The organism is Sorangium sp. So ce296 (genome assembly GCF_051529605.1).
In the GTDB taxonomy this organism is placed as follows: domain Bacteria; phylum Myxococcota_A; class Polyangia; order Polyangiales; family Polyangiaceae; genus Sorangium; species Sorangium cellulosum_D.
Map to the genome: position 1 here is coordinate 6,756,762 of NZ_CP150325.1, position 26,426 is coordinate 6,783,187.

The 26,426-nt window shown below is 72.5% G+C and carries 21 protein-coding genes; 10 read left to right on the forward strand and 11 right to left on the reverse strand.

What is annotated here, in order from left to right:
* Positions 1 to 358 precede the first annotated feature (358 nt).
* Positions 359 to 1,168 (forward strand): transposase, encoded by an 810-nt coding sequence (locus tag WME98_RS25170; protein ID WP_437953616.1) that lies wholly within the window; start codon positions 359 to 361, stop codon positions 1,166 to 1,168.
* 925 nt (positions 1,169 to 2,093) lie between these two features.
* Here the strand turns inward: WME98_RS25170 and WME98_RS25175 are convergent.
* The 8 genes from WME98_RS25175 to WME98_RS25210 all read right to left on the reverse strand — a co-directional run bounded on the left by WME98_RS25175 (position 2,094) and on the right by WME98_RS25210 (position 12,285).
* On the reverse strand, positions 2,094 to 2,648 hold the full coding sequence (locus tag WME98_RS25175) for a hypothetical protein (RefSeq protein ID WP_437953617.1): 555 nt from the start codon (positions 2,646 to 2,648) through the stop codon (positions 2,094 to 2,096).
* A 233-nt stretch (positions 2,649 to 2,881) separates the two neighbouring features.
* Positions 2,882 to 4,603 (reverse strand): hypothetical protein, encoded by a 1,722-nt coding sequence (locus WME98_RS25180; protein WP_437953618.1) that lies wholly within the window; start codon positions 4,601 to 4,603, stop codon positions 2,882 to 2,884.
* A 4-nt stretch (positions 4,604 to 4,607) separates the two neighbouring features.
* The gene (locus WME98_RS25185; protein ID WP_437953619.1) at positions 4,608 to 8,528 is read right to left on the reverse strand and encodes an nSTAND1 domain-containing NTPase; all 3,921 of its coding nucleotides are present in this window, start codon (positions 8,526 to 8,528) and stop codon (positions 4,608 to 4,610) included.
* On the reverse strand, positions 8,525 to 8,926 hold the full coding sequence (locus WME98_RS25190) for an SCP-2 sterol transfer family protein (RefSeq protein ID WP_437335482.1): 402 nt from the start codon (positions 8,924 to 8,926) through the stop codon (positions 8,525 to 8,527). Before WME98_RS25190 ends, WME98_RS25185 begins: the two co-directional genes overlap by 4 nt.
* Positions 8,927 to 8,936: 10 nt before the next feature.
* Entirely contained in the window at positions 8,937 to 10,007 is a 1,071-nt protein-coding gene (locus WME98_RS25195) for a hypothetical protein (protein ID WP_437953620.1), read from the reverse strand.
* Positions 10,004 to 10,666, reverse strand: a complete 663-nt coding sequence (locus WME98_RS25200) for a hypothetical protein (RefSeq protein WP_437953621.1) — start codon at positions 10,664 to 10,666, stop codon at positions 10,004 to 10,006. The genes WME98_RS25195 and WME98_RS25200 overlap by 4 nt, the downstream gene beginning before the upstream one ends.
* On the reverse strand, positions 10,650 to 11,219 hold the full coding sequence (locus tag WME98_RS25205; protein ID WP_437953622.1) for a hypothetical protein: 570 nt from the start codon (positions 11,217 to 11,219) through the stop codon (positions 10,650 to 10,652). The genes WME98_RS25200 and WME98_RS25205 overlap by 17 nt, the downstream gene beginning before the upstream one ends.
* Positions 11,220 to 11,226: 7 nt before the next feature.
* The gene (locus tag WME98_RS25210; RefSeq protein ID WP_061626110.1) at positions 11,227 to 12,285 is read right to left on the reverse strand and encodes a polyprenyl synthetase family protein; all 1,059 of its coding nucleotides are present in this window, start codon (positions 12,283 to 12,285) and stop codon (positions 11,227 to 11,229) included.
* A 1,005-nt stretch (positions 12,286 to 13,290) separates the two neighbouring features.
* Between WME98_RS25210 and WME98_RS25215 the strand changes: the two genes are divergently transcribed.
* Together WME98_RS25215 and WME98_RS25220 are read left to right on the forward strand one after the other, a co-directional pair.
* The gene (locus WME98_RS25215; protein ID WP_437953623.1) at positions 13,291 to 14,664 is read left to right on the forward strand and encodes a serine hydrolase domain-containing protein; all 1,374 of its coding nucleotides are present in this window, start codon (positions 13,291 to 13,293) and stop codon (positions 14,662 to 14,664) included.
* 227 nt (positions 14,665 to 14,891) lie between these two features.
* Positions 14,892 to 16,298 (forward strand): serine hydrolase domain-containing protein, encoded by a 1,407-nt coding sequence (locus tag WME98_RS25220; protein ID WP_437953624.1) that lies wholly within the window; start codon positions 14,892 to 14,894, stop codon positions 16,296 to 16,298.
* Positions 16,299 to 16,344: 46 nt separating this feature from the next.
* Here the strand turns inward: WME98_RS25220 and WME98_RS25225 are convergent, their stop codons facing one another.
* Positions 16,345 to 17,001, reverse strand: coding sequence for a YceI family protein (locus tag WME98_RS25225; RefSeq protein WP_061626113.1), 657 nt, complete (start codon positions 16,999 to 17,001; stop codon positions 16,345 to 16,347).
* Between the two features lie 21 nt (positions 17,002 to 17,022).
* Positions 17,023 to 17,823 carry a dioxygenase family protein gene (locus tag WME98_RS25230; RefSeq protein ID WP_437953625.1) on the reverse strand — a complete coding sequence of 267 codons (801 nt, stop codon included), beginning with the start codon at positions 17,821 to 17,823 and terminating at the stop codon, positions 17,023 to 17,025.
* On the opposite strand from WME98_RS25230, the gene WME98_RS25235 reads away from it, so the two are divergent.
* The 7 genes from WME98_RS25235 (at position 17,822) to WME98_RS25265 (ending at position 25,536) form a co-directional block, all read left to right on the forward strand.
* Complete coding sequence (locus WME98_RS25235; RefSeq protein ID WP_437953626.1) at positions 17,822 to 17,980, forward strand: hypothetical protein; 159 nt, start codon at positions 17,822 to 17,824, stop codon at positions 17,978 to 17,980. The genes WME98_RS25230 and WME98_RS25235 overlap by 2 nt on opposite strands.
* Before the next feature lie 32 nt (positions 17,981 to 18,012).
* A complete protein-coding gene (locus WME98_RS25240) occupies positions 18,013 to 18,972 on the forward strand; it encodes a LysR family transcriptional regulator (RefSeq protein ID WP_437335491.1) in 960 nt (319 codons plus the stop codon).
* 424 nt (positions 18,973 to 19,396) lie between these two features.
* The gene (locus WME98_RS25245) at positions 19,397 to 20,443 is read left to right on the forward strand and encodes an ABC transporter substrate-binding protein (protein WP_437953627.1); all 1,047 of its coding nucleotides are present in this window, start codon (positions 19,397 to 19,399) and stop codon (positions 20,441 to 20,443) included.
* Positions 20,440 to 21,357: an ABC transporter permease subunit gene (locus WME98_RS25250; RefSeq protein WP_437953628.1), complete on the forward strand. Its 918-nt coding sequence runs from the start codon at positions 20,440 to 20,442 to the stop codon at positions 21,355 to 21,357. The genes WME98_RS25245 and WME98_RS25250 overlap by 4 nt, the downstream gene beginning before the upstream one ends.
* On the forward strand, positions 21,333 to 22,121 hold the full coding sequence (locus WME98_RS25255) for an ABC transporter ATP-binding protein (RefSeq protein WP_437953629.1): 789 nt from the start codon (positions 21,333 to 21,335) through the stop codon (positions 22,119 to 22,121). The genes WME98_RS25250 and WME98_RS25255 overlap by 25 nt, the downstream gene beginning before the upstream one ends.
* 38 nt (positions 22,122 to 22,159) lie before the next feature.
* The gene (locus WME98_RS25260) at positions 22,160 to 23,470 is read left to right on the forward strand and encodes an LLM class flavin-dependent oxidoreductase (protein ID WP_437953630.1); all 1,311 of its coding nucleotides are present in this window, start codon (positions 22,160 to 22,162) and stop codon (positions 23,468 to 23,470) included.
* A gap of 485 nt (positions 23,471 to 23,955) precedes the next feature.
* The gene (locus tag WME98_RS25265) at positions 23,956 to 25,536 is read left to right on the forward strand and encodes a S28 family serine protease (protein WP_437953631.1); all 1,581 of its coding nucleotides are present in this window, start codon (positions 23,956 to 23,958) and stop codon (positions 25,534 to 25,536) included.
* 53 nt (positions 25,537 to 25,589) lie between these two features.
* Here the strand turns inward: WME98_RS25265 and WME98_RS25270 are convergent, their stop codons facing one another.
* Positions 25,590 to 26,414, reverse strand: a complete 825-nt coding sequence (locus WME98_RS25270) for an AraC family transcriptional regulator (RefSeq protein ID WP_437953632.1) — start codon at positions 26,412 to 26,414, stop codon at positions 25,590 to 25,592.
* Positions 26,415 to 26,426 lie beyond the last annotated feature (12 nt).

The following is a 26,426-nucleotide window of genomic DNA, read 5'->3' on the forward strand; positions in this document are numbered from 1 at the left end:
GGGTCCGCCGCCCGCGGGGTCCGCCGCCGCCCGCGGGGCTAACCTGGGTCCGCCGCCCGCGGGGCTAACCTGGGTCCGCCGCCCGCGGGACTAACCTGGGTCCGCAATGAATAACCTGGGTCGGCCTCGGGGGATGGCGGGGTGGGTCGGCCTCGGGGATGGCGGGCTACGTCCGCCATGGCGCCGCCACCCCCCTACGCAGATGGATCATCGTACTTCCCGCACGATTTTGCGTGCATGTCACGGTACGGTTTGTGCTGGCAGGAGCCACATGTCCGCTCCTCGGAGACTCATCGCCGGCGCCACCTACTTCGTGACGAGGCGCTGCACCCAGCGGCAGATGATGCTGCGGCCCTCCGTGGAGACGAACCAGGTGTTCCTGTACTGCCTCGCGGTGGCCGCCGAGCGCGCCGGCATCGAACTCCACGCCTTCGTCGTCATGTCCAACCACTGGCACGCTGTGTTGACCGACCCAGAGGCCCGCCTACCTCAGTTCCTGCAGCTCCTCCATCGGCTCGTCGCGAGCTGCATGAATGCCTTCCTGGGCCGAACCGAGAACTTCTGGTCGGCGGAGCACGCGAGCATCATCGCGCTCGAGAGCGCCGAGGACGTGCTTGACAAGATCGCGTACGTCATCACCAACCCGACCGCCGCCGGCCTCGTGCGGTCCCCCGAGGAGTGGCCCGGAGCGATCACCACAAAGCTTGGCCAGCGCCACGTCGCGACGATGCCTGAGGTCTACTTCCGCCGGCATGGCGCCAGGCTGCCCGAGCGGGCGCGCATCGACTGCACCGTGCCGCCTGTCCTCCGCGAACTGGACGCGGAGACCATCGATCGACGCCTTCGCGTACTCGTTGCGCGCAACGTTCGGCAGGCACGATCCAAGGTCCGCGCTAGCAGACGCACGTTCCTCGGCGCGGACGGGGCGCGGACGATGTCACCTTGGCAGCGGGCGGCCACACCGGAGCCGCTCCGCCGTCGCCGGCCAGCTGTCGCGGTGAGCGATCCCCACGATCGCAAGGCAGCCCTAACGAGGCTCCGCGCCTTTCGGAGCATGTACCGGATCGCTCTGAGTCGCTGGAGGAGCGGCGATCGAGCAGCACGCTTTCCAGAGGGTACGTACATGATGCGTGTGTTCCACGGTGCCTGCTGCGACCCCGCGTCGTAGAGACGGCCACCAGGAGTAGTACTCAGGAAGCGGCCTCAAATCGCGGCCAGAGCGCGGCGCGCTGTCTACGGGGCAGTGAACGGCGCGATGTCGTGCGACGCGGCGGTCAAAGACTCGCCGCCGGTTCCAGGTCGGCGCAGCCGAGCCGTGAAGATGCTCGGTAGCGCCGCGCGGCGCGACCGCCCGTGCGGCCTCCGGACGCCTCGTGCAAGCGATCGGGGAAGTAGTAGCCTGGGTTCGATTCACGCCGGGTTCGATTCACGCCATCATGGAATTATAGGAAATTAGTAACCTGGGTTCGATTCAGACCGACGCCATCAGGGAATTAGTAGGGAATTAGTAACCTGGGTTCGATTCACGCCGCTGCTGCAGCCCTCGCCGCCGCGCGTCCACGGACCAGGGGGTCGCGCTGGTCGGGGTGTCGCGCTGGCCGATCTCGTCGAGGGGATGGGGCTCGCGACCGGGGGCAGACTTCACGACGCTCCGATTCCACCACGATCGGAGCTACGTCTGGATGGCACTTCACGAAAGAACGTCGTGCTCGCGCGGCTCGCGAGCGACGAGCGCGGCAGGATTATCGCGGCCAGCGCGGAGGTGGCACGCTCGGAGGTGCCACGGGGGGCAAGGACGTGTACCTGATGCAGCTGCCGTTCAATAAGGAGGCCCCGGTCGCGGCCGGCGCGGTCCCGATGCGCAACCTAATCGAGACCTCTGCGATCGCACGCCAGATCACGGACGAGATGTCGCCGTCGATGTGGCTCGTGTGCGTAGACGTCGCCTTCTCGGATCTGGCCCGCCGGTCTGGCGCCGCCGGAGCTCGACCCGGGCGCGGCTGCAGGGGCCTCCACGTATTTCGGCGTGTGGATTTGCCGCGCGCCCTAGCTAGCGCGCGCCGACGAGCACGCTGGCCGACGCCGGCGGGCCGTCAGAGGCAATCGACGAGGCCGTCGTAAATCGACCTGTCCGTCCCGGGGAGCGCGGCGTCGATCGCCCGAACTCCCGGCGCCGAGAGCGCCGCCAGGAGGTCGACCACGGCGGTCTCCGGGGCGACGGGCACCTCGCAGAGGAAGATCCTGGCGTCCACCTCCACATCGCCCGTGGAAGCCAGGACCTCCTCGTTGCTCGCCGCGAGGACCCACACGCAGCGGCCGATCGTCCCGGCGTGCACCTCGACGGAGCAGCGGAATCGAAGCGGCTTGTAATTGCTGTACTCGCCTTCGCAGAAGGTGTCGCCGCACACGGCGTCGAAATCGTCGTCCAGATCGCGGCGCAGCGCGTACCATGCGTCGATCTCAGCCGAGCTCGCGAAGTACGACTCCGCGTCGATGAAGCTCTGCGCGCCGGGCGAGCCGGCCGGAGCCCCGGTGCCGCCTGGCTGCGGCGCGGTGTCCTCCGGTTGCTGCGGGACGGCGCTGTGCGCGGCAGAACAGGCGAGCGCGAGAACCGGGAGAAGCGTGGTCAGAGAGTGACGAACCAACATGCGTGCCTCCATCGAGCGCGACGCGCGGCGCCGGCTCGAGCTATCGCCGCTTCCGGGCCTCCGCGCTGCCCCGCGACGGCGAGGCCAGCGCGAGGTCGGACCTCGCGGCGTTTCGGGAGGCGCTCTTTGCGAGCGGCGTGCCTAGGCTTTTTGCCGCATTTCGAAGCCCGCCCCGCTCTCCGGGGCCTGGCGGCCGCCAGGCGTACCGCCAGGTCCGCCACCTCGGAGCGATGCTACCCGCGCGTCGCGAGCCCCCGCCGCCCCCATTCCCGGTACGTCTCCACCCACCCCAAGAGCTCCTCGCGCGACGCGCCGTGCTGCGCGGCGACCGGCTCCGCCTCGCTGCCGCCCAGGTAAGCGAGCACCGCAGCCTCCATCTCCCGCGGATCCCGCGCCGCCGCGCCTCCGGAGCCCGCGCTCCCCCCCGGCGCGGCCCCGCGGATGGCGACGGCGACCCCCGGCGGGACGCGCGCGACGGGCAGCCGCGCCGCCGGATCGCCGAGCAGCACGTACGCCGACAGATCCTGCCGCTGCATCCACAGATCCGCCCGCCTGGCCCTCCGCGCGCCGTCGTCGGCGCCGCCGGGCGAGGCCGCGTCCTTCTCGTACATCGCCGTGAGGTTCCGGTCGATCTCGCCGAAGAAACTCGCGATCTCGTGGTGCACCACACCGAAGCGGTGGCCGTTCACCGCCGACCGCAGCGCCTCCTGGAAGCGCTCGTGCCGGGGTCGCGGGGCCCCGCCGCCGGCCGTCGCGATGCCGTCCTGGAAGCTCCACGTCCAGCTCAGGTCGACGTGGCCGATCACCCCGAGCGGCCCGTCGGGGTTGGCGAGCGCCTGCTGGGGCAGCGCCGCCACGAACGGCCGTTCCCCCTCCCGGGGCAGCGCCGAGAGCACGGTCCGCGCGTGGCCGTCGTGGAGCCCCAGGGCCGCGAGCTGCTCCAGCCACGGCAGGTAGGCGCTCCGCGCGGGCGCGCCTCCGCCGAAGCACGCGAAGAACAGCCACAGGCCGCCGGGCAGGAACTTCCGTCCCCGGAGATCCTTCGCCGCGATTCGATCGTTGCTCCGGCTGATCTTCATCGCCCCCTGCAGCCGGCGCTGCTCTTCGGGCGAGGTCCAGCGCCCGCTCGCGGGCAGGCCCAGGCCGTGGCTCATCGAGAACAGCAGCCCGGCCTCGGCGCGCTCGGCCCGCGCCAGCAGGGCGTGCGCGTGATCCAGGAGATCGTCGTCCGAGAAGCGGCCCTCGCCGCCGCCGATCTCGACGAGGTCCGCCGCGGGGAACCTGCCCTTCCTCCGGAGCGCCTCGGCGGCCGAGCGGAGCGGCTTCATCAGGTGCTCGTGCCCCTCGGCGATCGCGCCCGTGCCGTCCCGCGCCATGTAGAGGATGGCGGGCGCACCCCGGGCGAGCTCCTCCTCGCCCTGCCGCTCCCAGCGGAGCAGCTTGGCCACGTACGCCTCGTAGGCCTGCTCGTCGACATCGCCCCGCTCGTCGGTGAACGCGAGCCGGCCGACGAACGCCTCACCTCCGAGCATCTGCTGGAGCTCCCACGAGACCAGGTCGGGGCCGCCGAGGATCAGGAGATAGCGGGGCAGGTCGGCGAGCTGGCGGCCGACCTCATCCCGGTAATCCTGGCCGATCCAGCGGTTCGCCGCCTCGGCATCCATGCCGGGTTCGACCTCGTAGATCTTAACCTGGGCATGTTGATCCTCGTGCCGTTTGTCCAGGAGCGGGGCGATTCGGTCGACGAGACGCCTGCCGGCGTCGCCGCGGGGGATGACCAAGCCCCAGCGCTGGGCGGGCAGCGCGTCGGGCAGGCCGCTGCGCTCGGCCAGGTGGGTGGGCCTGCGCGACCGCGCCGCCGGCCTCGGCGGCGCGTCGACGGCGTCCTGCGGGAGACCGCCGGAGAGCACAGGCTCCTGGGTGTCGGCGTGGGCGAGGAAGAGGTGGAGGGGCATGGGGTCAGGGTTGCGGGGCGGCAGGCGCTCCGGGGGTGCGGCCGTGGGATCGCTCGCAGGCCTCGTGCTGCGCGCGGGCCTCGGCCTCGCTCTCTCCGGCGTAGAGCGCGCGCATCTCGGGCGGCAAGCACGAAGGGGTCGCCTCCTGGAGCCGCCGCCGCACGCCGCGGAGGGTAACGGGCCAGAGGCGCGCGCTGCCGTCCTCGGAGACCGTGACCACGCGCTCGCCGTCCTGGCTGAACCTCGCGCCGCGGAGCGGGCCCGCGTGCCCTCGGAGCTCGAGGACCTCGCCCGGGCGCTCGAGCTCCCAGACCAGCGCTCGCGCGTCGCTCGAGGCGGTGACGAGGCGCCCGCCATCCGGGCTGAACGCCGCGGAGGTGACCACGCCCGTGTGCCGCTTCAGCTCGAGGATCTCGCCCGCGCCGTCGAGCGTCCAGACCCTCACCGTCGGCTCGGCTGCCACGGTGACGACGCGCTTCCCATCCGGGCTGAACGCCGCTTCGTAGACCGGGGCGGTGTGCCCCCTGAGCTCGCGGGGCCTCGCCGGGTCGTCGAGCTCCCAGACCCGCGCCGTGCGATCCTCGGACGTGGTGACGAGGCGCTTGCCATCCGGGCTGAACGCCGCGGAGGTGACCGTGCCCGCGTGCCCCTTGAGCTCGCGCGACCGGCCCGAGCCGTCGAGCTCCCAGACCCGCGCGGTCCCGTCGCGCGACGTGGTGACGAGGCGCTTGCCGTCGGGGCTGAACGCCGCGGAGTAGATGCTGCCCGTGAGCCCCTCGAGGTCGAAGAATTTCCCCGAGCCGTCGAGCTCCCAAATCCGCGCGATCATCCCCGTGGGGTGGGGGTCGGTGACGAGGCGCCTGCCATCCGGGCTGAACGCCGCGACGTGCGCGGGCCCCGCGAGCTGCAGCGCCGCGCCCGCGCCATCGAGCTCAAGCACGTGGACCGCGTCCAGCCCGACCAACACCGCGACGCGCCGGCGGTCCGGGCTGAACGTCGCGAGGCGAGCCATCACGGGGAACGCCTTGGTCGCGAGGATCTTGCCCGCGCCGCCGAGCTCCCGGACCTGCACCTCGTTGTCGTGCCGGCCCGTGACGACCAGGCACGCGCCGTCCGCGCGGAACGCCGCGGCGTGGATCACGAGCCCCGGCGGCGTCCTCCAGGGCGCCGTGGCCGAGAGCGCGTCGAGCGCGAGCTGGGCGAAGCCGCGCGCCCGCTCCGGCGCCGCGACCTCGAGCAGCAGCTCGCTCACCCGCGCCAGCTGGTCGCGCGAGGCGAGCTCCCGCACCCCGGCCATCAGCGCCGCGTCCCGCGCCTCGATCGTCCTTTGCCTGGCCTCCTCCGCGGCGCGCTCGGCCGCCATCGCGGCCTCGGTCGCCGCCGTGCTCTTCGACCACGCCACGAACGCCAGCACGCCCATCACCACCGCGAGGACGCCGGCCGCGACCCCCGCCGCCCGCGCTCGCCACCGCCGCCGCGCCTCGGCCTCCTTGCTCCGCGCGATGAGCGACAGCGCGCCGGGCTCGATCTCGTGCTCGTGGCGGCTCAGGAGCTCCTGCGCGGCGGCGAGCCGCTTGCCCTCGAGCAGGTGATCGTACGCGCTCGCCTCGGCCGTCCACGACGCGAGCAGCTCGAGGTCCGCGGTCATCTTCCGGTCCTCGCTCACCCAGCCGCGCAGCCGGCCCCAGCTCCGGATGAGCTGCTCGTGGGCGATCTCGGCGCTCCGCTCCTCGTCGCCGCCGACGACCACGAGCCGCTCGGCCGCGAGCAGGGCGAGCACCTCGTCGAACACCGCGGCCTCGGCGTCGGGCCCGCGGCGCAGCTCCTCCAGCCGGCGCCGCCGCCGGGTGTTCAGGGCGGCGTCGTCGCGCGCGTCGACCAGCTGGACCAGGAGGCGGCGCGCGGCGCGCCGGCGGACCTCGTCGAGCCCGTCGAGGATCGCGTCGGCCCTCCGGGCGAGCGCGCCCGTGACGCCGCCGAGCCGCTCGTACTCCTCGCGGGCGAGCCGCCGGCCCCTCCTTCGCTTCCACAGCTCGTCGAGCGTGTACTCGAGCAGCGGCATCGCGCCCGGCTCGTCCCCCGCGTCATCGACGAGCTGCGCCGCGAGCCCCTCGTCGAGGGCGAGGCCCACCTGCGCCGCGGGCCGCTCGACGATCGCCGCGAGGTCGTCGCGACGCATCCGCCGCACGAAGATCCGGTGCGCCTCATCGTAGGCCACCTGCTCCAGGTCGGGCTCGCCGTCGCCGAGCCGGAGCTCGCCGCACCGGCCGAGGAAGTCGACGCGCAGCGTGGCGATCACGCTGACGCCGGAGGCGGCGTCTCCCGCGAGCCGCCAGAGCTCGCGGAGGAAACCCTCGCGCGTGGCCTTGTCCGGCAAGATGGTAAAAATCTCCTCGAACTGATCGACGACGAGCAGGAGCGGCGCCGCCGGATCCTGTCGCGCGGCGAGGGCTTGCGCGAGGCGCTCGCGGAAGTCGGGGGTCGGCCGCAGGGCTGGCGGCGCGACCCACCGCGGGTCGCGCGCCCCGAGCGCCGGGACGACGCCGGCCAGCACCAGCGAGGATTTGCCGGTGCCCGAGGCGCCGGTGACGATCAGGAAGCGCCGCGCCCCGCGGTCCGTCGCCTCGACGAGCCGCATCAGGTCCGAGACCGCCTCCTCGATCTCCGCTTGCCGGCCGTGGAAGTAGCGCGCGTGCTCGCGCTGGAAGGCGAGCAGGCCCCGGTAGGGGCGGAGCACCACCGGCCGGTGGTCCGGCCCGTCGGCGGCGCGGGCGTAGAGCTGCAGGGAGGCCCAGTCGACGCCGCCCGCGTCGGCCGCGAGCGCGGCGAGGCGCTCGCGCGCCGCGACGAACGCGCCCTCGAGCGAGCCGTGCGCGACGAGGAGCTCCCGGTAGAGCACCTCCGTGAGCGCGCCGGCGCCGTCCCACGACAGCGGGTAGCGCGACGCGACCACCGCGGGGATGCCGGCGCGGTGGAGCGCGAGGGCGACGCTGCCGAGGCGGCTGTCGATCTCGCCGGCATCGCCGCCGTGGCAGGCGCAGAGCACGACGAGCCGCAGCACGCCCGCGTGCGGCCGGAGCTTGTCGGCGAGCCGCTCGGCCTCGACCACCTCGTAGCCGGCGCCGTCGGTGGTGCGGAGGCGCAGCCCGTAGGCGGCGCGCTCCGACGCCAATGACGCGCCGTGGCATACGAGGTGCAATATGTGCACCGGGGCGTGCGCTGCGAGCGCCTCGCCGAGCGCCCGCAGCGACGCGTCGCCGAGCTCGATCACGCTGCCGCCTGCGTCCGGGTGGCCGCCGTCCCGGTAGGCGCCGCGGATGGAGGCGAGCTGCTCCTCGTGGGGGACGCCCATCCCGCCCGCGGACCAGGCGACGAGGATGCGCCCGTGCTCGGGCGGCGGATCCGGCGCCCGCGGCGCTGTTGCGCTGCCCGGCCACGCGTACCGGATCAGGCAATGCGGCAGCTTGCCGAGGCGCGCGCCGGACGGGAGCTCCACGGCCTCCCACGGCAGGGCGAACAGCTCCGCCGCGCCGAGCTCGAGGGTCACCTGCACCGGATGGCGCGGGTCCTCGAGCAGCCGCTCGTCGGCGTCCCACCCGAGGCGCCCCAGGAAGCGGCGGAGGCGAGCTCCCAGGTTAGGAAGACGCCCCGGGTCCGGCGTCGGGCTGCGGAGGTCGAGGAGGTCGGCGAAGACCCCCTCGTCCCACGCGAGATGCGCGTCCGCCGAGGTGCCGTCGGCGCGGGTGCGGAGGTACCCGACGGTGCCGTGGCGGCCGGGGCCGTAAGGGAAGGAGAAGGGATCGCCCGCGTCCTCGGTGCGCGCGAGGTGGACCTCGATCTCGAGCGGTTCGCGCAAGGGATCCCCGGCGGCGCTCGCGGCGCGCGCGTCGCCCGCGCTTCCGGCGCGCTCCCCGCCGGCGCTCACGGCGCGAGCCTCCGGAACCGCTCGAGCAGCGCCGGGAACGAGGGGCACCGCACCGCGCCGTGCACGTACGCGAGCAGCGCTTCGCGCGCCTCCACCAGCCGCTCGAGCGCGCCCACCACCTCGACCTCGTCCGCGAGCACCGCCTCCGCGAGCGAGCGCCGCGCGTCGAGCACGTCGAGGATCGCGCGCCGGCTCGTCGCGACGCGCACCGCCGCCGCCTCCTCGTCCGCGCCCGCCGCGCGCACCTGCGGCGCGCCGCCGTCCGCCTCGACCACGAAGCGCTCGCCGTCGACGCGGATCGCCACCGCTCGGCCGGCGAGCCGCGCGCTCACCCGGGCGTGGGCCTCCGGCAGCTCGGCGGCGAGCGCCGCGAACGACTCGGCGAGCAGGCGCGCCACCGGGCCCCGATCATCCGTCGCGGAGGAACTCGAAGACACCTGGGCCCTCCATGGCCACCTCCACCCCGCGGACGCGCCCGGAGAGCGCCGCCCGCCCGCTCACCTCGTTGAGCACCGTCACCGCCTCGAGCTCGCGTTCGCTCGGCATCACAACCTGGGCTACGGCTTCGGGCGCGAAGCGCAGGCGGAGCTCGTCCCCGTCGCCGCGCGCGACGACCTCCATCCGGCGCGGCACGTCGCTTGCTGCGCCGGAGGCGAGCAGCGCCATCACCCGCGGCACCCGGAGCGGCCGCCCCACGTCGAAGCAGCCGTCGTACGCGACGCGGATCTCCTCGTCCCGGAAGACCCGCAGCGGCTCGCTCCCCCGCCACAGGAACAGGCCCTGGTAGCGCGCCGCCGACCGGCCGCGGTCGGTCATCCGCACGTGCACGACGCTCCACGCGTTCGCGGGATCCCAGGGCAGCGCCGAGCCCCACTCCCACGAGAAATCGTCGCCCCAGAGGAAGTGGCCCCAGTTGTGATCGTGGTACGCGGGCGCGGCCTCCACGCGGCGGGTCACGCCGCCGGCCGTGATGGTGCCGCGCGCGACCAGGCGCGGCACGAACAGCCACGAGAGGCTCCGCTCGGGGGAGAGCGGCTGGTTCGCCGAGAGCGCCGGGGTGGTGGTCGGCACGAGCTCGAGCTCGGCGGCGAGGGGGCGGTCGCGGAGCGCGATCGAGAGCAGGTAGCGTCCCCGATCGAACCGCAGCCAGCTCTCCCCGAAGCGCGCGTCGACGCGGCCCGGGACCACCTCGACCTCGCCGTCCGCGAAGCGATCGACGCCGCCGTCCCACGCGTCCGTGCGCGCCAGGGCGATGAGGCGCGCGACCTCGGCGCGCCGCGGGTCCGGCGCCCAGCGATCGTCGACCAGGTTGAAGTTGACGAGCAGGTGGGCGCCCTCGGTGTGGACGAGGAAGTGCTGCCACTCCTTGTGGTCCGCCCGCCCCCGGAGCCGCGCGGGCGAGCGTCGGAAGTAGTCGGTGGCGGCGAGCGTCGCCGAGACGCGCGGCGCCGGGGAGGGGAAGGGGAGCGCGGCGATCACCGGAGCAGGCTCCGGAGGCCGCGAGCGGCCGCCGCGGGATGGGGGGCACCGCGGTCCTGCCGCCGCGCCTCTTCCCGGCGCGCCTGCTCCTGGCGCGCCTGCTCCTGGCGCGCCTGTCGCAGCGGATCGAGCTCCGCGAGGAGCGTGCGCCGCACCGAGATCGCGCCGAGCAGCAGGTAGATCAGCGCGTCGCTGCGGGCGTCAGTCGCCGCGCCGCCCGGGGCCGCCGCCGCGCCCGTCGGCGGTGGCTCCACCGACCCAGGTTGCGGCGGCGGCGCCGGCGCGCCCGCCACCAGCCCCGGCGCGCCCGCGACCGACCCAGGTTGCGTCGCCGGCGGTGTCGCCGGCACCCCCAACCCGGGTTGCTTCGCTGGCGCCCCCAACCCCGCCGGCGCCCCCAACCCGGCCGGCGCCCCCAACCCAGGTTGCGTCGCCGCCCCCAACCCAGGTTGCGTCGCCGCCCCCAACCCAGGTTGCGTCGCCGGCGCCCCCAACCCAGGTTGCGTCGCCGGCGCCCCCAACCCAGGTTGCGTCGCCGGCGCCCCCGGCGCGCCGAGCAACCGGTCGAGCTGGCGCGCGAAGGAGACCAGCCCGAGGAGCAGGTGGAGCGGCACGTTGCCCTCCGCGGACGCGTCCCGGACGCTATCGAGCAGCGCCAAGCGGATCTCCTTTCGCCGCATCGTAGAGCCCACGGAGCGCGGCCTCGAGGTCTGGCGACCGCGCCGCCCGCAGCAGCGCCTCGAGGTACGCCGACGGGAGGATCGCGTCCGGATCGTCCTCGAGCATGTTCATCCCGACCGCGTCCCAGACCTGCCGGCCCCGGCGGACCAGGTCCGACCCGGCGAGCGCCGCGGCCCACTCCGCCCCCTCGGGCGTCGCCGCGAACCGCCGCCCCTCCGCGATCAGCGCCGCGAATGCGGCCTGCGCGGCGACCGGGTGCTTCAGCACGAGCAGCTGCGCCCGGCGCAGGATCGCGGGGATCGCCCCCGCGCCGGCCCCCGCGCCGGCCCCCGCCCCGTCGCCCCCCTCGGCTGGCCGGGCGGCGGGCGCGAGCAGGCGCTCGAAGAGCAGGTCCTGAAGGCGCCTCGACTCCTCGTAGATCATCGCCTGCAGCCGGATCAGATCGAAGAGGGCGGGCCGCTCGCGGTCTTCGCCGTCCTCGGCGGCCGGCGCGGGGTACAGCGCGGGGAGCATCCGGAGCAGGTCGATCATCGTTCGTTCACCTCACGCGCTCGAGCACGTACTGGATCAGGCTCTGGAGCAGATCGCGGTGGACCCCGGGCAGGAGCCACGCCGCGCATCCGTCGAAGGCGCGCTGGGCCTCGCCCGCCCAGGCGCTCGCCACGGCCCGGGCGTGGTCGATGCTGCCGGTCCGCTCGATCAGCGCCCGCAAGAAGCGCACCTCGTCCGGCGTCTTGACGCGGGCCCCCGCTTCGGCCGCCGACCCGTGCCGGGGCAGCGCCAGGATCCGGATCGCCTCGGCGCGATCCTCGGCCGCCGCGTGGCGCAGCGCGTGCAGCAGGATCAGCGTTCGCTTCCCTTCCCAGAGGTCGCCGCCGATCTCCTTGCCGTACTCGCCCACGTCGCCGGCGAGGTTCAGGATGTCGTCCTGGATCTGGAACGCCACGCCGAGCCGCCGCGCGAAGCTCGAGAGCGCCTCGATCCGGCCTGGATCTAGCCGCGCCGCGATCGCCCCGATCGCGACCGGGGTGATGAAGCTGTACCAGCACGTCTTCTGCTCGACCATGGTGACGTAGTCCTCGTCGGCCAGGTCCCACGCCGCCCGCCGGACCCAGTCGAGCTCCAGGGCCTGCCCCTCCACGGACTCGCGCGTCATCCGCGCCACGGCCTGCAGGATGCGCAGCGCTGGGCCGAGGCCGAGCGTCTCGATATTGTCGAGGAGCGGCTGGAGCGAGAGCGCGAGCATGGCGTCGCCCACGTTCACCGCGACCGGCACGCCGTACGCGCGGTGCAGCGTCGGCCCGCCGCGGCGCAGGAGCGACTCGTCCTCGATGTCGTCGTGGATGAGGAAGGCGTTGTGATAGAGCTCGAGCACCGCCGCCGAGCGCAGCACCGCCTCGAGCTTCCCGCCGAGGGCGCGGCAGGCCGCGATGCACAGCGCTGGGCGGAGGCCCTTGGCCTCCCGCAGCGGGTAGTCGAGCATGAGATCGTAGAGCGCCGCCCCACGGCGCGGATCGGCGGGGATGATCCGGCGGATCTCGGCCGTCACGAGCTCGCGGCATTCGTCGAGGTAAAGGTGCAGCTCCGCCGGCGTCATCGCGTCCCGGGCTCGGCGCCGCCGTCGCCCGCGCAACGCCGCCGGATCCGTCCATTCTGGATGGCGCCGAGCACGGGCGTCAACGCGCCTGCGCTCCCCGCCGTCGGCCGACGCGCGCCGGCGCGCGTCGGCCGACGGCGCCTCGTCCCCCGGGATCCCCGCCGGGCCGGCGCTCGAGGGGAGCCGTCCGGCCCCAGGACCCTGCGGCTGCGATCGGCTGCCGGCTGTAATCATCGGGCATCACTGTAACCAAACTATCGCCGCAGCAACATTACCATCACGCGGTCGAGCGGAGGGGCTTAGGAAACCCCAGCAAAATAATGTGAAGGCTCGTCCGCCGTGGCGGCATCCAGTCCGGTGAGCTGCCCGAAATCGGGCGGAGGGCTGTCGCTCGTGTGCTCTGGGCCGACGCGCGTCTCCCTGGCTGCTTGCCGACGGCGCTTCTTTCTCTCGAGCCAGCGACCGACCATCTCCTCCTGACGAGGGCCTGCCTATGCACATGAAGTTTGGCTTGAGGAAACCTGGACACCACGGCGCTGCCCCAGCATCGCTCATCCCCGGGGCCACGCTGGCCGCGGCCGCTCGCCTTGCAGCGATGCTCCGGGCGAAGCGCGGGCCCGCGCCGCGGAAGAGGGCTGGGTGGTGTGCGGTCGACTGACTAGCTCCGCGTCGTTCAGGAAGCGGAGGCCTCGACGAACACGCGCCCCTCGGTCTACCCTCCTCCAGAACCAGAGAGAGCTTGAGGCGCCGCTCGACGAAGCGCATCTCGGCGTCGAGGCGCGAGCTCACGCGCGGGACTCCGCTGTAGCGCGCCCAGCGGCGCTCGGTGAATCTCCGGTGGCGTTTTGAAGAGAAGTTCGCCTCCGGAGTTGAACGATCCTCACGAGTCCGGGAACAGAGCTCCGAAATCGAACGGCGCCCTTCAATCCACATGGCGACGCCCGGCGCGAGCCGCGAGCGAGCGCCGGTGATCCGGGGACGCCCGCACACGACCAGGAGCCGATCATGAAATCCATCGACCATTACTTCACTTCTCCGACAACGCAGGGCGCCGGCGCGGCAACGAGGTGCTTGCGAGGGGTGTTCTCGATGATCCTCGCCTCGTCGCTGCTCGGCACCTCGACCCTGCTCGCGGGCTGCTCCGACGCTGGCGGGACCCCGGCGAGCACGGACGTCGCGAGCGGCACGGCCGGCGGTGGCGGCGAAGGCACCGGCGGCGATGCGAGCGGCGGTGGCGGCGATGACGCCGGCGTCGGCGGCGGCAGACCGCCGGTCGAGTGCGCCGGTGACTCCACGATCGAGGCCAACACCGATCCGGACGATCCGGTCCAGCGAGCCATGGACCGCCTGGTGCGCGACGACAAGTTCCCTGCCGTGCTCGTCGCCGTCCGCGATCTCGACGGGAAGACCCGTCACTACACGGCCGGCGTCGGCGACCTGGAGACGCAGGCGAAGGTGCCTGTCGACGGGCAGGTGCGCATCGGGAGCAACACCAAGCCCTTCACCGCCGTGGTCGTCCTGCAGCTCGTCGGCGAGGGCAAGGTCGACCTCGACGCGCCGATCGAGACGTACCTGCCGGACCTCATCCGCGGCGAGGGCATCGACGGCCGCGAGATCACGGTGCGGCAGCTGCTGCGGCACGAGAGCGGGCTGCCCGATTTCGTCGGGTTGCTCCTGGGTGACGACCTCTTCAAGGCCATTCGCACCTACGTCCAGCCCCGCGCGCTGCTCGACCTGGCGCTGACGCAGCCCGGGACAGCTCCCGGCACCGAATGGGCGTACAGCAACACCAACTACATCATCGCTGGCCTGCTCGTCGAGAAGGTCACCGGCCGCCCTCTGGCCGAGGAGGTCACGCGCCGGATCATCGATCGCATCGGGCTGCGCGACACCTACGTCCCCGAGGTCGGCGAGCAGGGCATTCGGAGGTGCCATCCCAGGGGCTATCACGCGAACCTCGGCGAGCCGCTGCGCGACGTCACCGAGCTGGACCCGTCCATCGCCGGGGCCTCCGGAAACATGATCTCCACCCCGAGCGACATGAACCGTTTCTTCACCGCCCTGCTCGGCGGCGAGCTGCTCGAGCCGGCGGAGCTCGAGGAGATGCGCGCCACCGTCGACGCATCCAACCAGTGGCCCGGCTACCGGTACGGGCTCGGGCTGAGCAGCCTCCCGCTGCGCTGCGGCGGCGTCGTCTGGGGCCATGGCGGCGACATCTTCGGCTACGAGACCAGCGGCGGCGTGGCCGAGGACGGCCGCGCCGTCACGGTCGCCGTCACGGCGCTGCCCTCCGCCGTGCCCGGCGTGCAAACCCGCGAGCAGGCCTACGCCGTCTACGAGAACGTCCTCGCCCTCACGGACTCCGCCCTGTGCGATTGAGCCTCGAGCGCGCCCTCGCGCCGGTGGTCACGACAGCCGTGCTGGCGTGATCCGCAGCGGGCATCGAAGTAAAAATCGTATCGAGGCGTGAACGATCGTCGCGAGTCCGGGAACAGAGTTACGAAATCGAGCGGCGCTCTCCCATGAGACGCAGCGAGGCCCGGCGGCGCGAGCCGCAGGCGCGCAGCGGTGAGCCGAGGGCGCCCGCAACCGAACAGGAGCTGAACATGAATTCCATGCACCATCGTTTGACCTCTCCGAGGACCCGTGTCGCCGGCGCCGCTGAGAGGCGCTTGCGCAATGTCTTCTCGGCGGCCCTGCTCTCGGCGCTGCTCGGCTCCTCGGCCCTGCTCGCGGGCTGCGACGACGACGAGGCCCCGGCGAACACCGACGCGACGAGCAGCGTGAGCGGCGGCGGCGAGGGCGGCAACGACGGCGAGGGCGGCAACGACGGCGAGGGCGGCAACGACGGCGAGGGCGGCAACGGCGGCAACGGCGGCGAGGGCGGCAATGGCGGTGATGACACCGCGCCGGGCGAGTGCTCCGACGGCTCCACGACCGGCGCCAACACCGATCCTGACGACCCCGTGCAGCAGGTCATGGACAGCATGGTGAGCGACCGCAAGTACCCCGCCGTCCTGGCCGCCGTCGTTGACCCCGACGGGAATACCCATCACTACGCCGCCGGTGTCGCCGACCTGGAGACGCAGGCGAAGGTGCCCGTCGATGGGCTGGTGCGCTTCGGAAGCAACAGCAAGACCTTCACCGCCGTGGTCGTCCTGCAGCTCGTCGGCGAAGGCAAGGTCGACCTCGACGTGCCGGTCGAGACGTACCTGCCAGACCTGGTGCGCGGCGAGGGCATCGACGGCCGCGAGATCACGGTCCGGCAGCTGCTGCAGCACACGAGCGGGCTGCCCGACTACGACGATGTGCTCCTGGCCGAGGGCGTCTTCAAGATCCAGCACACCTACTTCGACCCCTACACCCTGCTCGACATGGGGTTGTCGCAGCCGGGGAAGGCCCCCGGCACCGAATGGGCGTACAGCAACACCAACTACGTCCTCGCCGGGTTGATCGTCGAGAAGGTCACCGGCCGCCCGCTCAACGAGGAGATCACGCGCCGGATCATCGACCGCATCGGGCTGCGCGACACCTATCTTCCCGACGTCGGGGAGCAGGACATCCGGGGATGCCATGTGAAGGGCTATCACACGGACGTGCCTCGTGAGCCGCTGCAGGACGTCACCGAGCTGGACACGTCCTGGGGATGGGCCGCCGGACAGGTGATCGGGACCCCGAGCGACCTCAACCGCTTCTTTGGCGCCCTCTTCGGCGGCGAGCTGCTCGAGCCGGCAGAGCTCGAGGCGCTGCGCACCACCGTCGACGCCCCCGGCATGTGGCCCGGCGCCCAGTACGGGCTCGGCGTGATCAGCACCCCGCTGAGCTGCGGCGGCGTCGTCTGGGGCCACGGCGGCGACATCCCCGGCTACCACACCCGCGGCGGCGTTACCGACGACGGCCGCGCCGTCACCGTCGCCGTCACGGTGCTGCCGTACTTCCTGTATGGCGAAGAGGGCGCCGAGGAGGCCTACCTGGAGATCCTCGACCTCGTCGACACGGCTCTGTGCGAGTGAGCCCGCGCCGCCGGCGCGGGCGGCGCACCCGGTCCTCCGCCGGCGCTCAGCCCTGCTTGCGCGGCGCCTTGAGCGAGAGCTTGAGCAGCACGTCGTCGCGGATCAGGTCGTCCTGCTTGCCCGGATAGACGATCCCGAAATCCTTCCGGTTGATCACGAACTCGGCGTTCCCCGACACGGCGTCGGCGCCCTCGGTAATGGTCGCGGGGAAGGTGATGGTCTTCTTCACCCCGTGCAGATCGAGCTCGCCGGTGACGGTGTGCGTCGCGCCGTTGTCCCCACCGGCCTTGATCTCGGTCGAGGTGAAGCTCGCCTTCGGGAACTTCTCGACGTCGAAGAAATCCGCCGACTTGAGGTGGCCGTCGAGCTTCTCCGCGTCGGTCTTCACCGACGCGGTGTCGGCCTCGATGCTGAGCTTGCCGCCCGCGGCCTTGCCGCCGGCGAGCGTGATCGAGCCCGAGATCTTCTCGAACTTGCCCTCGTGCTTGCCGGTGACCTTCGAGCCGACGAAGCCGATGGTCGACGCGGCCGCGTCGATGGGGAACGTCTCGGCGGCGCCGGTGGGCGCGGCGGCCTGCGTCTGCGCCGGCGCGGCGGACGAGACGGTCGCCTTGGGCTTGTCCTTCGTCGGATCCTCGCAGCCCGCGAGCGAGAGCAGGAGGGCGGCGGGGAGCGCGAGGCGAACGATGCGGGTCGTGATCATGAGAGACATTCTCCTTGTCGGTCATCCAAACTGCACAGAACGCTTGGTGAACGAGCCGTAGGTGAGCCCCGTAATGGGGAACGCCGCCGCCTCGCTCACGTCGATCGACGCCCCGAGGGCGGCGACGACCGGTACGAAATGCTCGTGCGTCGGGAGCGCCATCTTCACGCCCGGCGCGCGCCTGCGGTAATCGAGCAGCGCGTCCACGTCCCGGCGCCCGAGGACCTCGGCGCACCAGGCATCGAACTCCGTGGCCCAGGGCTGCGCGACCGCATCACCGCGCCAGTCTGCCGCGCGCAGGTTATGCGTCAAGAAACCGCTGCCGATCAGCAGCACCCCCTCATCGCGCAGCGGCGCGAGCGCTCGGCCCATCTCGAGGAGAGGGGCTGGAGAAAGCGTCGGTAACGAGATCTGGAGCACGGGTATCTCCGCGTCCGGGTACATGCAGACGAGCGGCACATAGGCCCCGTGATCGAGGCCCCGGCGCGGATCCTCGGCGACCGGCCCGACGCGGCCGAGCAGCTCCCGGACGCGCCGGGCGAGCGCGGGGGCGCCAGGCGCGGGGTACGTCACGCGGTAATACTTCTCGGGGAAGTTGTAGAAGTCATAGACGAGGGGCACGGTCTCGGTGGCGCCGAGGGTGGCCGGCGCGTCGACCCAGTGGGCCGAGAGCATCAAGATCGCCTTGGGGCGCGGCATCGCCTGCGCCCAGGCGCGGAGCTCGGCCACCCACGCGCGATCGTCGAGCAGGAACGGAGAGCCGTGCGCGAGGAACAGGGCCGGCATGCGCCCCGCGTGGGCCTTGTCATGGGTCTCGGACATGGAACCTCCCTCGGTCGCGATCGACGTCGCGCCGGTTGTCGAAGCCGAGCTCGATGTCGTCGGCGTCGAGCGCCCGCAGGCGCCCGCGATGGGCGCGGCCCCGCCCGCGGCGAGGAGGAGCTTCAACGCGGCCCGGCGATCCATGAGCGAACCCTAGGACGTTTCCGAGAATGGTACAATGCCCCCACAATGAAACGCCAGGTTGTCAAAAAGGAAACCATCGACGCAGATTTGCTCGATCTGCGGGCTTTTTGCCTGGTCGTGGATCTCGGGTCGATCACGGCGGCCGCGAGGACGCTGGGGGAGACCAAGGGCAGCGTCAGCCGCCGCATCACCCGCCTGGAGCACGCGCTCGGCGTGGAGCTGCTCCGGCGCAGCCCGCGGCGCGTGCAGGCCACGGAGGACGGCCTCGCCTACCGGATGCGGGTGGGCCGGGCGCTCGAGCTCCTGGAGGACGCGAACGCGGCGCTGCAGCAGGCGCGCGCCAAGCCGAGCGGGCACCTCCGGGTGACCGCGCCGTTCGATCTCGGGCTGAGCCTGCTGGCGCCGCTCTCCGCGGGCTTCGCGGAGCGCTACCCGGAGATCTCGGTGGAGATGCTCCTCACCGAGGCGCTCCTCGACTTCGACGCCCACCAGATCGACGTGGCCCTGCGCGCGACCGCGAGCCTCCCGGACTCGTCGCTCATCGCCTACAGGCTGCAGCACATCGAGATGGGGCTGTTCGCGGCGCCGGCCTACCTCCGCAAGCACGGGCCCGTGCGCAGGCCCGAGGACCTCGCGGGGCACCGGCTGCTCCTGGCCCAGACCACCCGCGGGCACGCGACGATCGCGCTGCAGCCGCGCGACGGCGGCGACCGCGCCGAGCTCCGGGTGCGCGCGGCGATCGCGGCGTCCGACTACTCCTTCTGTCGCGAGGTCGCGCTGGCCGGGGCCGGGATCGCGCTCGTCCCCGCGGTCAACGTGCGGAGCGATCTCGACGCGAAGCGGCTCGTGCCCGTGCTCAAGGATCACGCGATCGACGGCGCTGCTCCCCTCTACCTCGTGCATCCGGGGACGCGCTTCCTGCCGTCGAAGATCCGCGCCTTCCGCGACTACCTGCTCGACGCGTTCGGCGTCCAGGGGCGGCGCGAGGCCTCCGCCGCGCGATAGCGGGCTCGTCCGTCGCCGCTCCCGGCCGCGTCTCCCGGTCGGACCGGACCGTGGCCGCGTCTCCCGATCGGACGGACGCCGGCCGTGCTCGCGCCCGAGCAGCGGATCACCACCGGCTGCTTCTGGGGAAGCAACGCGCCCGCAGCCCCGCCGCCGGGCGCCGCGCGGCGGTGGGCGCGGGCCCAGGGACCGCCGCCGCCAGGGGGCGAGTCGCAGGGCGGCATGGGTGTTGCTGTTCTGAGACCGCGCGGCGCTCCCGCGGAAGGGTCGCATCCACCGCCTTCACCGCAGCTCCTCTCAGCGTCTCTCACGGAACCCCCTCCGGCGGCGGGGCGGCGCCCGGACGCCCGAGGAGCGGCCCCGCTTCCAGCCGCGCACCGAGGTCCATCTGCGCACGTTCATCGACAGGAAACGCTTTCTTCTGGTGCTCGCGGCGCTGCTCGCCCTGCCCGGGTGCAAGCGCGAGGGCGAGGCGAGCGCCGGCGCCCGGCTCGCCCTGGACGCCGCGATCCCGGCCGAGTTCCCGCGGGAGACGCGGCTCAGCATCGGTGATCCGACCGTGCAGAAGCAACTCCAGCTCTCGGGCGACATCGACCGGCTGCCGTTCCGCGTCGACTGGCAGAACATCAGCGGTGGACCGCAGACGGTCGAGGCGTTTCGCGCCGGCGCCCTCGACGCGGGCGCGGTCGGCGACACGCCGCCCATCCACGCCACCTTCACCGGGCTCGACGTGAAGATCATCACGGTGCAGGTCCGGGAAAAAACCATCTACGAGCTGGCCACGGCGCCGGGCGTGCGGCTCGCGTCGGTCCAGGATCTCCGCGGCAAGAAGATCGCGTATTCGCCGGGGCAGGCGCAGGGCGCGCTCGTCCAGCGCGTCCTCAAGAAGGCCGGGCTGTCGCCGCAGGACGTCACGCTCGTCCAGCTGAGCAGCAGCGAGTTCAAGGAGGCGCTCACCAGCCGCCAGGTCGACGTCGCGCCGCTGTCCGGCATCATCCTCCTGCGCTACCTGAACGAGTACCGCGCCGAGGGCGCCTCGTCGATCCCGCACGGGGTCCGCGACAACCTCAGCTTCTTCTACGTGCGCAGGGCCGTGCTGGAGAACGCCGACAAGGCGGCCGCGCTGGCCGAGTACGCCAAGTGGCGGACCAGGGCGCAGCTGTGGGCGTACGAGCACCCGGAGGCGTGGATCGAGGCCTATTACGTCAAGGATCAGGGCCTGACGGCCAGGGAAGGGCGCTTCCTCATCGAGTCCGCCGGCAAACCGCAGTATCCGGCCGACTGGACCGAGGCGATCGCGCTGACCCAGGAGACCGTCGATCTGCTCGCCGAGGCCTCTGGCCAGAAGCGCTTCGAGGCCAGGACGATCTTCGACCTTCGCTTCCAGACGATCGGGGCGGAGGTGGCCGGCGCCGCCCAGGGCGCCGGACCGACGGACCGGCCGGCGACGGCCGGGAGGAGCACGCCATGACCACCGCACTGCCCACGAGGGCCTCATCGCCGCGCCTCGTCAGCATCCCGGATCTCACCGCGACGGCCGAGATCTCCTCGCCGCAGCTCGGCGCGAGCGCGCCGCCGGCCCGCGGCCCGTCCGCCGTCCGCCGCTCGCCGCGCCGGCTCGGCCCTGGCCGCCGCATCCCGTACGGCCTGGCGCTCGGCCCGGCGCTGCTGATCGCCGTCTGGGCCGCCGCGTCGGCGACCGGCGCGCTCGACGCGCGCGTGCTCTCCGCGCCGTGGACCGTGGTGAGCACGGCGCGCGACCTGATCGCCGACGGGCGGCTCCTGTCGAACCTCCTCACGTCGGCGCAGCGCGCGTTCCTGGGGCTCGCCCTCGGGGTCGGCCTCGGTACGGTCCTGGCGCTGCTCTCCGGGCTGACCCGCGTCGGCGAGGCGCTCGTGGACGGGCCGGTGCAGATCAAGCGCGCGATACCGACGCTCGCGCTGATTCCGCTGCTGATCCTGTGGTTCGGCATCGGCGAGCAGATGAAGGTGCTCACCATCGCCCTCGGCGTGGTCATCCCGGTCTACGTGCACACCCACGCCGCGCTGCGCACCATCGACGCGCGCTACGTGGAGCTGGCCGAGACGGTCCGCCTGACGCGGTGGCAGTTCATCCGGAAGGTGGCCTTGCCGGGGGCGCTGCCGGGCTTCCTCATGGGCCTCCGGCTGGCGGTCACCGGCGCGTGGCTGGCGCTCGTCGTGGTCGAGCAGATCAACGCCACGAGCGGCATCGGTCACATGATGTCGCTGGCCCGCTCTTACGGCCAGACGGAGATCATCCTCCTCGGGCTCGTCGTGTATGGGCTGTTCGGCCTGGCCTCCGACTCGGCCGTGCGGCTCATCGAGAGAAGGACCCTGTCATGGCGTCGCATCCTGGCCGGCTGACCGCGCCGCCGCCCACGGTGCGGATCCGCAACCTGGTTCGCCGCTTTGGCGCCCGCACGGTCCTCGACGGCATCGATCTCGAGATCCAGCGGGGCGAGTTCGTCGCGCTGCTCGGCCGGAGCGGCTCCGGCAAGAGCACGCTGCTGCGGGCGATCGCCGAGCTCGATGTGGAGGTGACCGGCTCGGGCGAGCTGCACGTGCCGGAGAATCGAGCGGTCGTGTTCCAGGACACGCGGCTCTTGCCGTGGGCGCGGGTGCTCGACAACGTGATCCTGGGGCTCGACGCGCCGTCGGCGCGGGCGCGCGGGGAGGCGGCGCTCGCGGAGGTCGGGCTCGCGGGGCGGGAGCGCGCGTGGCCTGTCGAGCTGTCCGGCGGCGAGCAGCAGCGGGTGGCGCTGGCGCGGTCGCTGGTGCGCGACCCGGAGCTCGTGCTGGCCGACGAGCCGTTCGGCGCGCTCGACGCCCTGACCCGGATGCGCATGCACGATCTGCTGCGCGAGCTGTGCGCGCGGCACCGGCCGGCCGTGCTGCTGGTCACCCACGACGTCGACGAGGCGATCGCGCTCGCCGACCGGGTGCTGGTGCTCGAAGGCGGCCGCATCGCCGGGGAGCAGCGCATCGATCTGCCGGCCCCGCGCCCGCTCCGCGATCCCCGCTTCCTCGCGTACCGCGAGTCGCTGCTGGCCGCGCTGGGTGTGGCGCCGGCCGCGGCCTCGACCGAAGACACCGATTCGAGCTCTGAACTGGAAGGGAGTGCCCCGTGACCCATCGGCCCGGACGACTGCATCTCAACGCGTTTCTCATGAGCGTAGGCCACCACGAGGCCTCGTGGCGCTTGCCGGAGAGCGATCCGTTCGCGAACACGAACATCGAGCATTTCAAGAACCTGGCCCGCATCGCGGAGCGGGGGAAGCTCGACTCGCTGTTCCTCGCCGACAGCCCGGTCCTCTGGAACAACGTCGGTCGCAGGCCGGCCGGGACGCTCGAGCCGACGGTGCTGCTCGCGGCGCTCGCGGGCGTGACCGAGCACGTCGGGCTGATCGCCACCGCCTCGACCACGTACAACGAGCCGTTCAACCTGGCCCGGAGGTTCGCGTCGCTGGATCACATCAGCGGGGGGCGCGCCGGGTGGAACATCGTCACGACCGCGGGCGTTGATGCGGCGCGCAACTTCAATCTGGACGAGCTGCCGGCGCACAGCGACCGGTATGCCCGGGCGGCGGAGTTCATCGATGTGTCGTTGAAGCTGTGGGACAGCTGGGACGACGACGCGCCGCTCGGCGACAAGGAGAACGGCGTCTGGGGCGACGACCGGAAGATCCATCCGCCGCGGCACGTGGGCAAGTACTTCAAGGTCGAGGGGGCGCTCAACGTGCCGCGGCCGCCGCAGGGGTATCCGTTGCTGGTGCAGGCCGGATCGTCGGAGGACGGCAAGGAGCTGGCGGCGCGGTACGCCGAGGCGGTGTTCACGGCGCAGCAGACGCTGGACGACGCGCAGCAGTTCTATACCGATCTGAAGGCGCGCGTGCGGGGGTTGGGGCGCGATCCGGAGTCGATCAAGATCTTGCCGGGGATCGTGCCGGTGATCGGGGCCACCGAGGCGGAGGCGCAGGCGCTCGACGCGGAGCTCGAGCGGCTCATCAAGCCGGAGTATGCGAAGCGGCAGCTCGCGCAGACGCTGCGCGTGAAGCCGGAGGAGCTCGATCTGGACGCCGAGCTGCCGAGGGATCTGCCGAGCGAGGATCAGATCGAGGGGGCCAAGAGCCGCTACACGCTGATCGTGAGCCTGGCGCGGCGGGAGCGGCTGACGGTGCGCCAGCTCATCGGCCGGCTGGGCGGCGGCCGGGGGCATCGGACGTTTGCCGGCACGCCGGAGCAGGTGGCGGACGCGATCCAGCACTGGTGGGAGCAGGGGGCGGCCGATGGGTTCAACGTGATGCCGCCGGTGCTGCCGTCGGGGCTCGCGGCGTTCGTGGAGCACGTGGTGCCGATCCTGCAGCGGCGCGGGCTGTTCAGGACGGAGTACGAGGGCAGGACGCTGCGCGAGAACTACGGGCTGCCGCGGCCGGCGAACCGCAACCACGGTCAGGAGCTGGTCGAGGCGGCGGAGTGAGCTGAGTTACGGTTGGCCGCAACCTGGGTTGGCGGGCGGAACGTCAACCCCAGTCGGGCGGGCGGAACCTCCGCCGGACCTCAACCTCGGTCGGGCGGCGGAACCTCAACCTCGGTCGGGCGGCGGAACCTCAACCCCGGTCGGGCGGCGGAACCTCAACCCCGGTCGGGCGGCGGAACCTCAACCTCGGTCGGGCAGCGGAACCTCAACCTCGGTCGGGCCGGAACCTCAACCCCGGTCGGCGATCGGACTCGCAACCCCGGTCGGGTGAGCAGCAGCCGGCGAGCCGCTCAAACGAGCCATAAGTAAATTAAAATACAAAATGCCCCAACCCCGAGCGGGTCAGCGCAACCTGGGTCGGAAGAATGCGGCATCCCGGGAGCTCAACCCCGGTCGGGTATGCCCCGTTAACTCAGCCACAAATGCGCGATTTTATTATCAAATCCGGAGGAGTCGAGCGCCGGTTCATGTAGCCTGCGTCCGACATGCGCATTCTTTTTGCTACATGGTTTGCTGTCACCCTGTCCGCCTTGGCGGCTGCCGCGTGTGGAGACGACGACGGCAGCGGCCGGCCGTCCGAGGGCAGTGGCGGTGATGGCGGTGCAACTGGCGCGGGCGGTGGCACCGGCAGCGCGGGCGCTCAGGGGGAGGGCGGCACCGGCGACGGCACCGGCGGCACCGGCGACACCACCGGCCCCACCGGCGGCCCCACCGGCCCCACCGCCCCCACCGGCCCCACCGCCCCCACCGGCCCCACCGGCCCCACCGCCTCGCGCGACCTCCTCGATCAGCTCCACGCCCTCGACGGCCTCACCGCCGTCGAGCACGACTCGACCCTCCCGGGCTACCGCTACTTCGTCCTGGAGCTCGACCAGCCCGCCGACCACGACCACCCCGACGCCGCGCGGTTCCAGCAGCGCCTCGTCCTGCACCACCGCGATCCCGCCGCCCCCGTCGTCCTCGTCACCGAGGGTTACAACCTCTACCCCGACGCGCAGTGGCTCGACGAGCCCGCCGAGCTGCTCGCCGCCAACCAGATCCGCGTCGAGCACCGCTTCTTCACCCCCTCTCGCCCCGCGCCCGCGGACTGGTCGCTGCTCACCATCGAGCAGGCCGCCGCCGACCTCCACCGCGTCATCGCGTCGCTCCGCCCGCTCTACGAGGGCCGCTGGATCTCCACCGGCGCAAGCAAAAGCGGCATGACCGCGATCTACCATCGCCGCTTCTACCCCGCCGACGTCGACGGCACCGTCGCGTACGTGGCCCCGCACAGCGCCGGCGTCTCCGACCCGCGCTACCTCGACTTCGTGGCAGAGCGCGGCGACCCCGCATGCCGGCAGGCCCTCCAGCGCTTCCAGCGCGAGGTGCTGCTGCGCCGCCCCGCCATGCTCGACCTCATGGAAACCGAGGCCGCCGAGCTCGGCGTCACCTATGACCTCCTCGGCATCGACAGGGCCCTGGACATCGCCGTCATCGAGTCCGTCTTCTCCCTCTGGCAATACAAGGACTCGAGCTTCTGCGCCCGCGTCCCCACCTCCGCCTCGGACGACGCCGCCGTCTGGGCCTTCCTCGACGAGGCGAACGCCCCCCGCCTCTGGTCCGACTCCTACCTCTTCGCCATGGAGCCGTACTACTGGCAAGCCGCAGCGGAGCTGGGCTATCCGAGCTTCGCCGAGGAGCACATCGCCGATCTGCTCCTCTACCCGGGCGCGAACGTGCCCACCTCGTTCGTCGAGGCCGGGCCCGGCAAGACCCCGCTCTTCGATCCCACGGCGATGCAGGACATCTCCGCCTGGCTCACCACCGAGGGCGAACGCCTGCTGTTCATCTACGGCGAGAACGATCCGTACACCGCGGCCGCCTTCGACATCGGCGCCGCCCGCGACTCCCACCGTTTCATCGCGCCTGGCGGCACCCACGGCGCCGTCATCCTCTCGCTCGCGCCGGCCGACCAGGCGCTCGCCCTCGGCGCGCTCCAATCCTGGACGGGCGTCGCGCCGACCCACCGCGACCCGTCGGCGCTGCGGCCCCTGCTCCGAGGCCGTCGCTGGATGACGCGCGACTAGAGAGCGCCGCGTCGCCCAACGACAAGACCTCTCCCATCGCTCCTCCCACGGCGTCACCCCCGCGCCGCCGACGCCGCCGCGCACCGCGCCGCGTAGGCGGCGGGCGTGAACCCGACCTGCGCCTTGAAATCGCGGATCAAGTGCGCCTGATCGTGATACCCGAGCTCGGTCGCGAGCGCCGCCCACGCCACCGACGCCCCCGACGCCACGCGCTCCGCGGCCTCCTGGACCCGGGATCGCCGGATGATCCATTTGGGCCCGACCCCGATGTACCGCTCGAACGCGCGGTGCAGCGTGCGGACCGAGACCCCCGCGATCCGCGCGAGATCCTCGGCGCGGTGGACGTCGCGATCCCCCTGCGCTCGCGCGGCGAGCGTCATGGCCTCGTCGAGCCCCGGATCCGAAGGACCCCTGTGCTCCCGGAGGAGCGCCTCGATCGCCCGGACCCCGAGGAGGTCGTCCGGTTGATCGAGCACCTCGCGCTCCAGCGCGTTCGCCGCGTCGCCGAACACCTCCGCGAGCGGGACGGCCCGATCGACCAGCCGGCGCATCGGACAGCGCGCGAACGGGAAGAAGCCCCCCGGCTTGAACTTCGTGGCCACGACGCGCCCCGTCCCCTCGAGCCGGGAGACCTCGCGCCGTGTCCCGAGCCCGTTCACGATCGACCCGTTCACCTGGATCGCCAGGTTGACGCAGGGGTGCGGCAGGATCTCCTGCTCGAACGGCGCGGGGAGCGTCCACCGGACGACCCAGTGCCAGTCGACGAGCGCGGCCAGATCGGGCGCGGGCGCGTGGCGGCGCAGCTCGAAGCGCCTGAACCCCGCCGCGGGGTTCAGGATGCCGAGGGTGCGGCCTCCGGGGGGGATGCTCGAGCTCATCGCGTGGCGCTC

Coding starts and splice junctions, on each gene's coding strand:
- WME98_RS25260 (WP_437953630.1), top strand. CDS start 22,160: ATGAGCGTAGGCCACCACGAGGCCTCGTGGCGCTTGCCGGAGAGCGAT.
- WME98_RS25230 (WP_437953625.1), bottom strand. CDS start 17,823: ATGTCCGAGACCCATGACAAGGCCCACGCGGGGCGCATGCCGGCCCTG.
- WME98_RS25255 (WP_437953629.1), top strand. CDS start 21,333: ATGGCGTCGCATCCTGGCCGGCTGACCGCGCCGCCGCCCACGGTGCGG.
- WME98_RS25220 (WP_437953624.1), top strand. CDS start 14,892: ATGAATTCCATGCACCATCGTTTGACCTCTCCGAGGACCCGTGTCGCC.
- WME98_RS25250 (WP_437953628.1), top strand. CDS start 20,440: ATGACCACCGCACTGCCCACGAGGGCCTCATCGCCGCGCCTCGTCAGC.
- WME98_RS25270 (WP_437953632.1), bottom strand. CDS start 26,414: ATGAGCTCGAGCATCCCCCCCGGAGGCCGCACCCTCGGCATCCTGAAC.
- WME98_RS25215 (WP_437953623.1), top strand. CDS start 13,291: ATGAAATCCATCGACCATTACTTCACTTCTCCGACAACGCAGGGCGCC.
- WME98_RS25205 (WP_437953622.1), bottom strand. CDS start 11,219: ATGATCGACCTGCTCCGGATGCTCCCCGCGCTGTACCCCGCGCCGGCC.
- WME98_RS25225 (WP_061626113.1), bottom strand. CDS start 17,001: ATGATCACGACCCGCATCGTTCGCCTCGCGCTCCCCGCCGCCCTCCTG.
- WME98_RS25175 (WP_437953617.1), bottom strand. CDS start 2,648: ATGTTGGTTCGTCACTCTCTGACCACGCTTCTCCCGGTTCTCGCGCTC.
- WME98_RS25210 (WP_061626110.1), bottom strand. CDS start 12,285: ATGACGCCGGCGGAGCTGCACCTTTACCTCGACGAATGCCGCGAGCTC.
- WME98_RS25235 (WP_437953626.1), top strand. CDS start 17,822: ATGGAACCTCCCTCGGTCGCGATCGACGTCGCGCCGGTTGTCGAAGCC.
- WME98_RS25265 (WP_437953631.1), top strand. CDS start 23,956: ATGCGCATTCTTTTTGCTACATGGTTTGCTGTCACCCTGTCCGCCTTG.
- WME98_RS25240 (WP_437335491.1), top strand. CDS start 18,013: ATGAAACGCCAGGTTGTCAAAAAGGAAACCATCGACGCAGATTTGCTC.
- WME98_RS25180 (WP_437953618.1), bottom strand. CDS start 4,603: ATGCCCCTCCACCTCTTCCTCGCCCACGCCGACACCCAGGAGCCTGTG.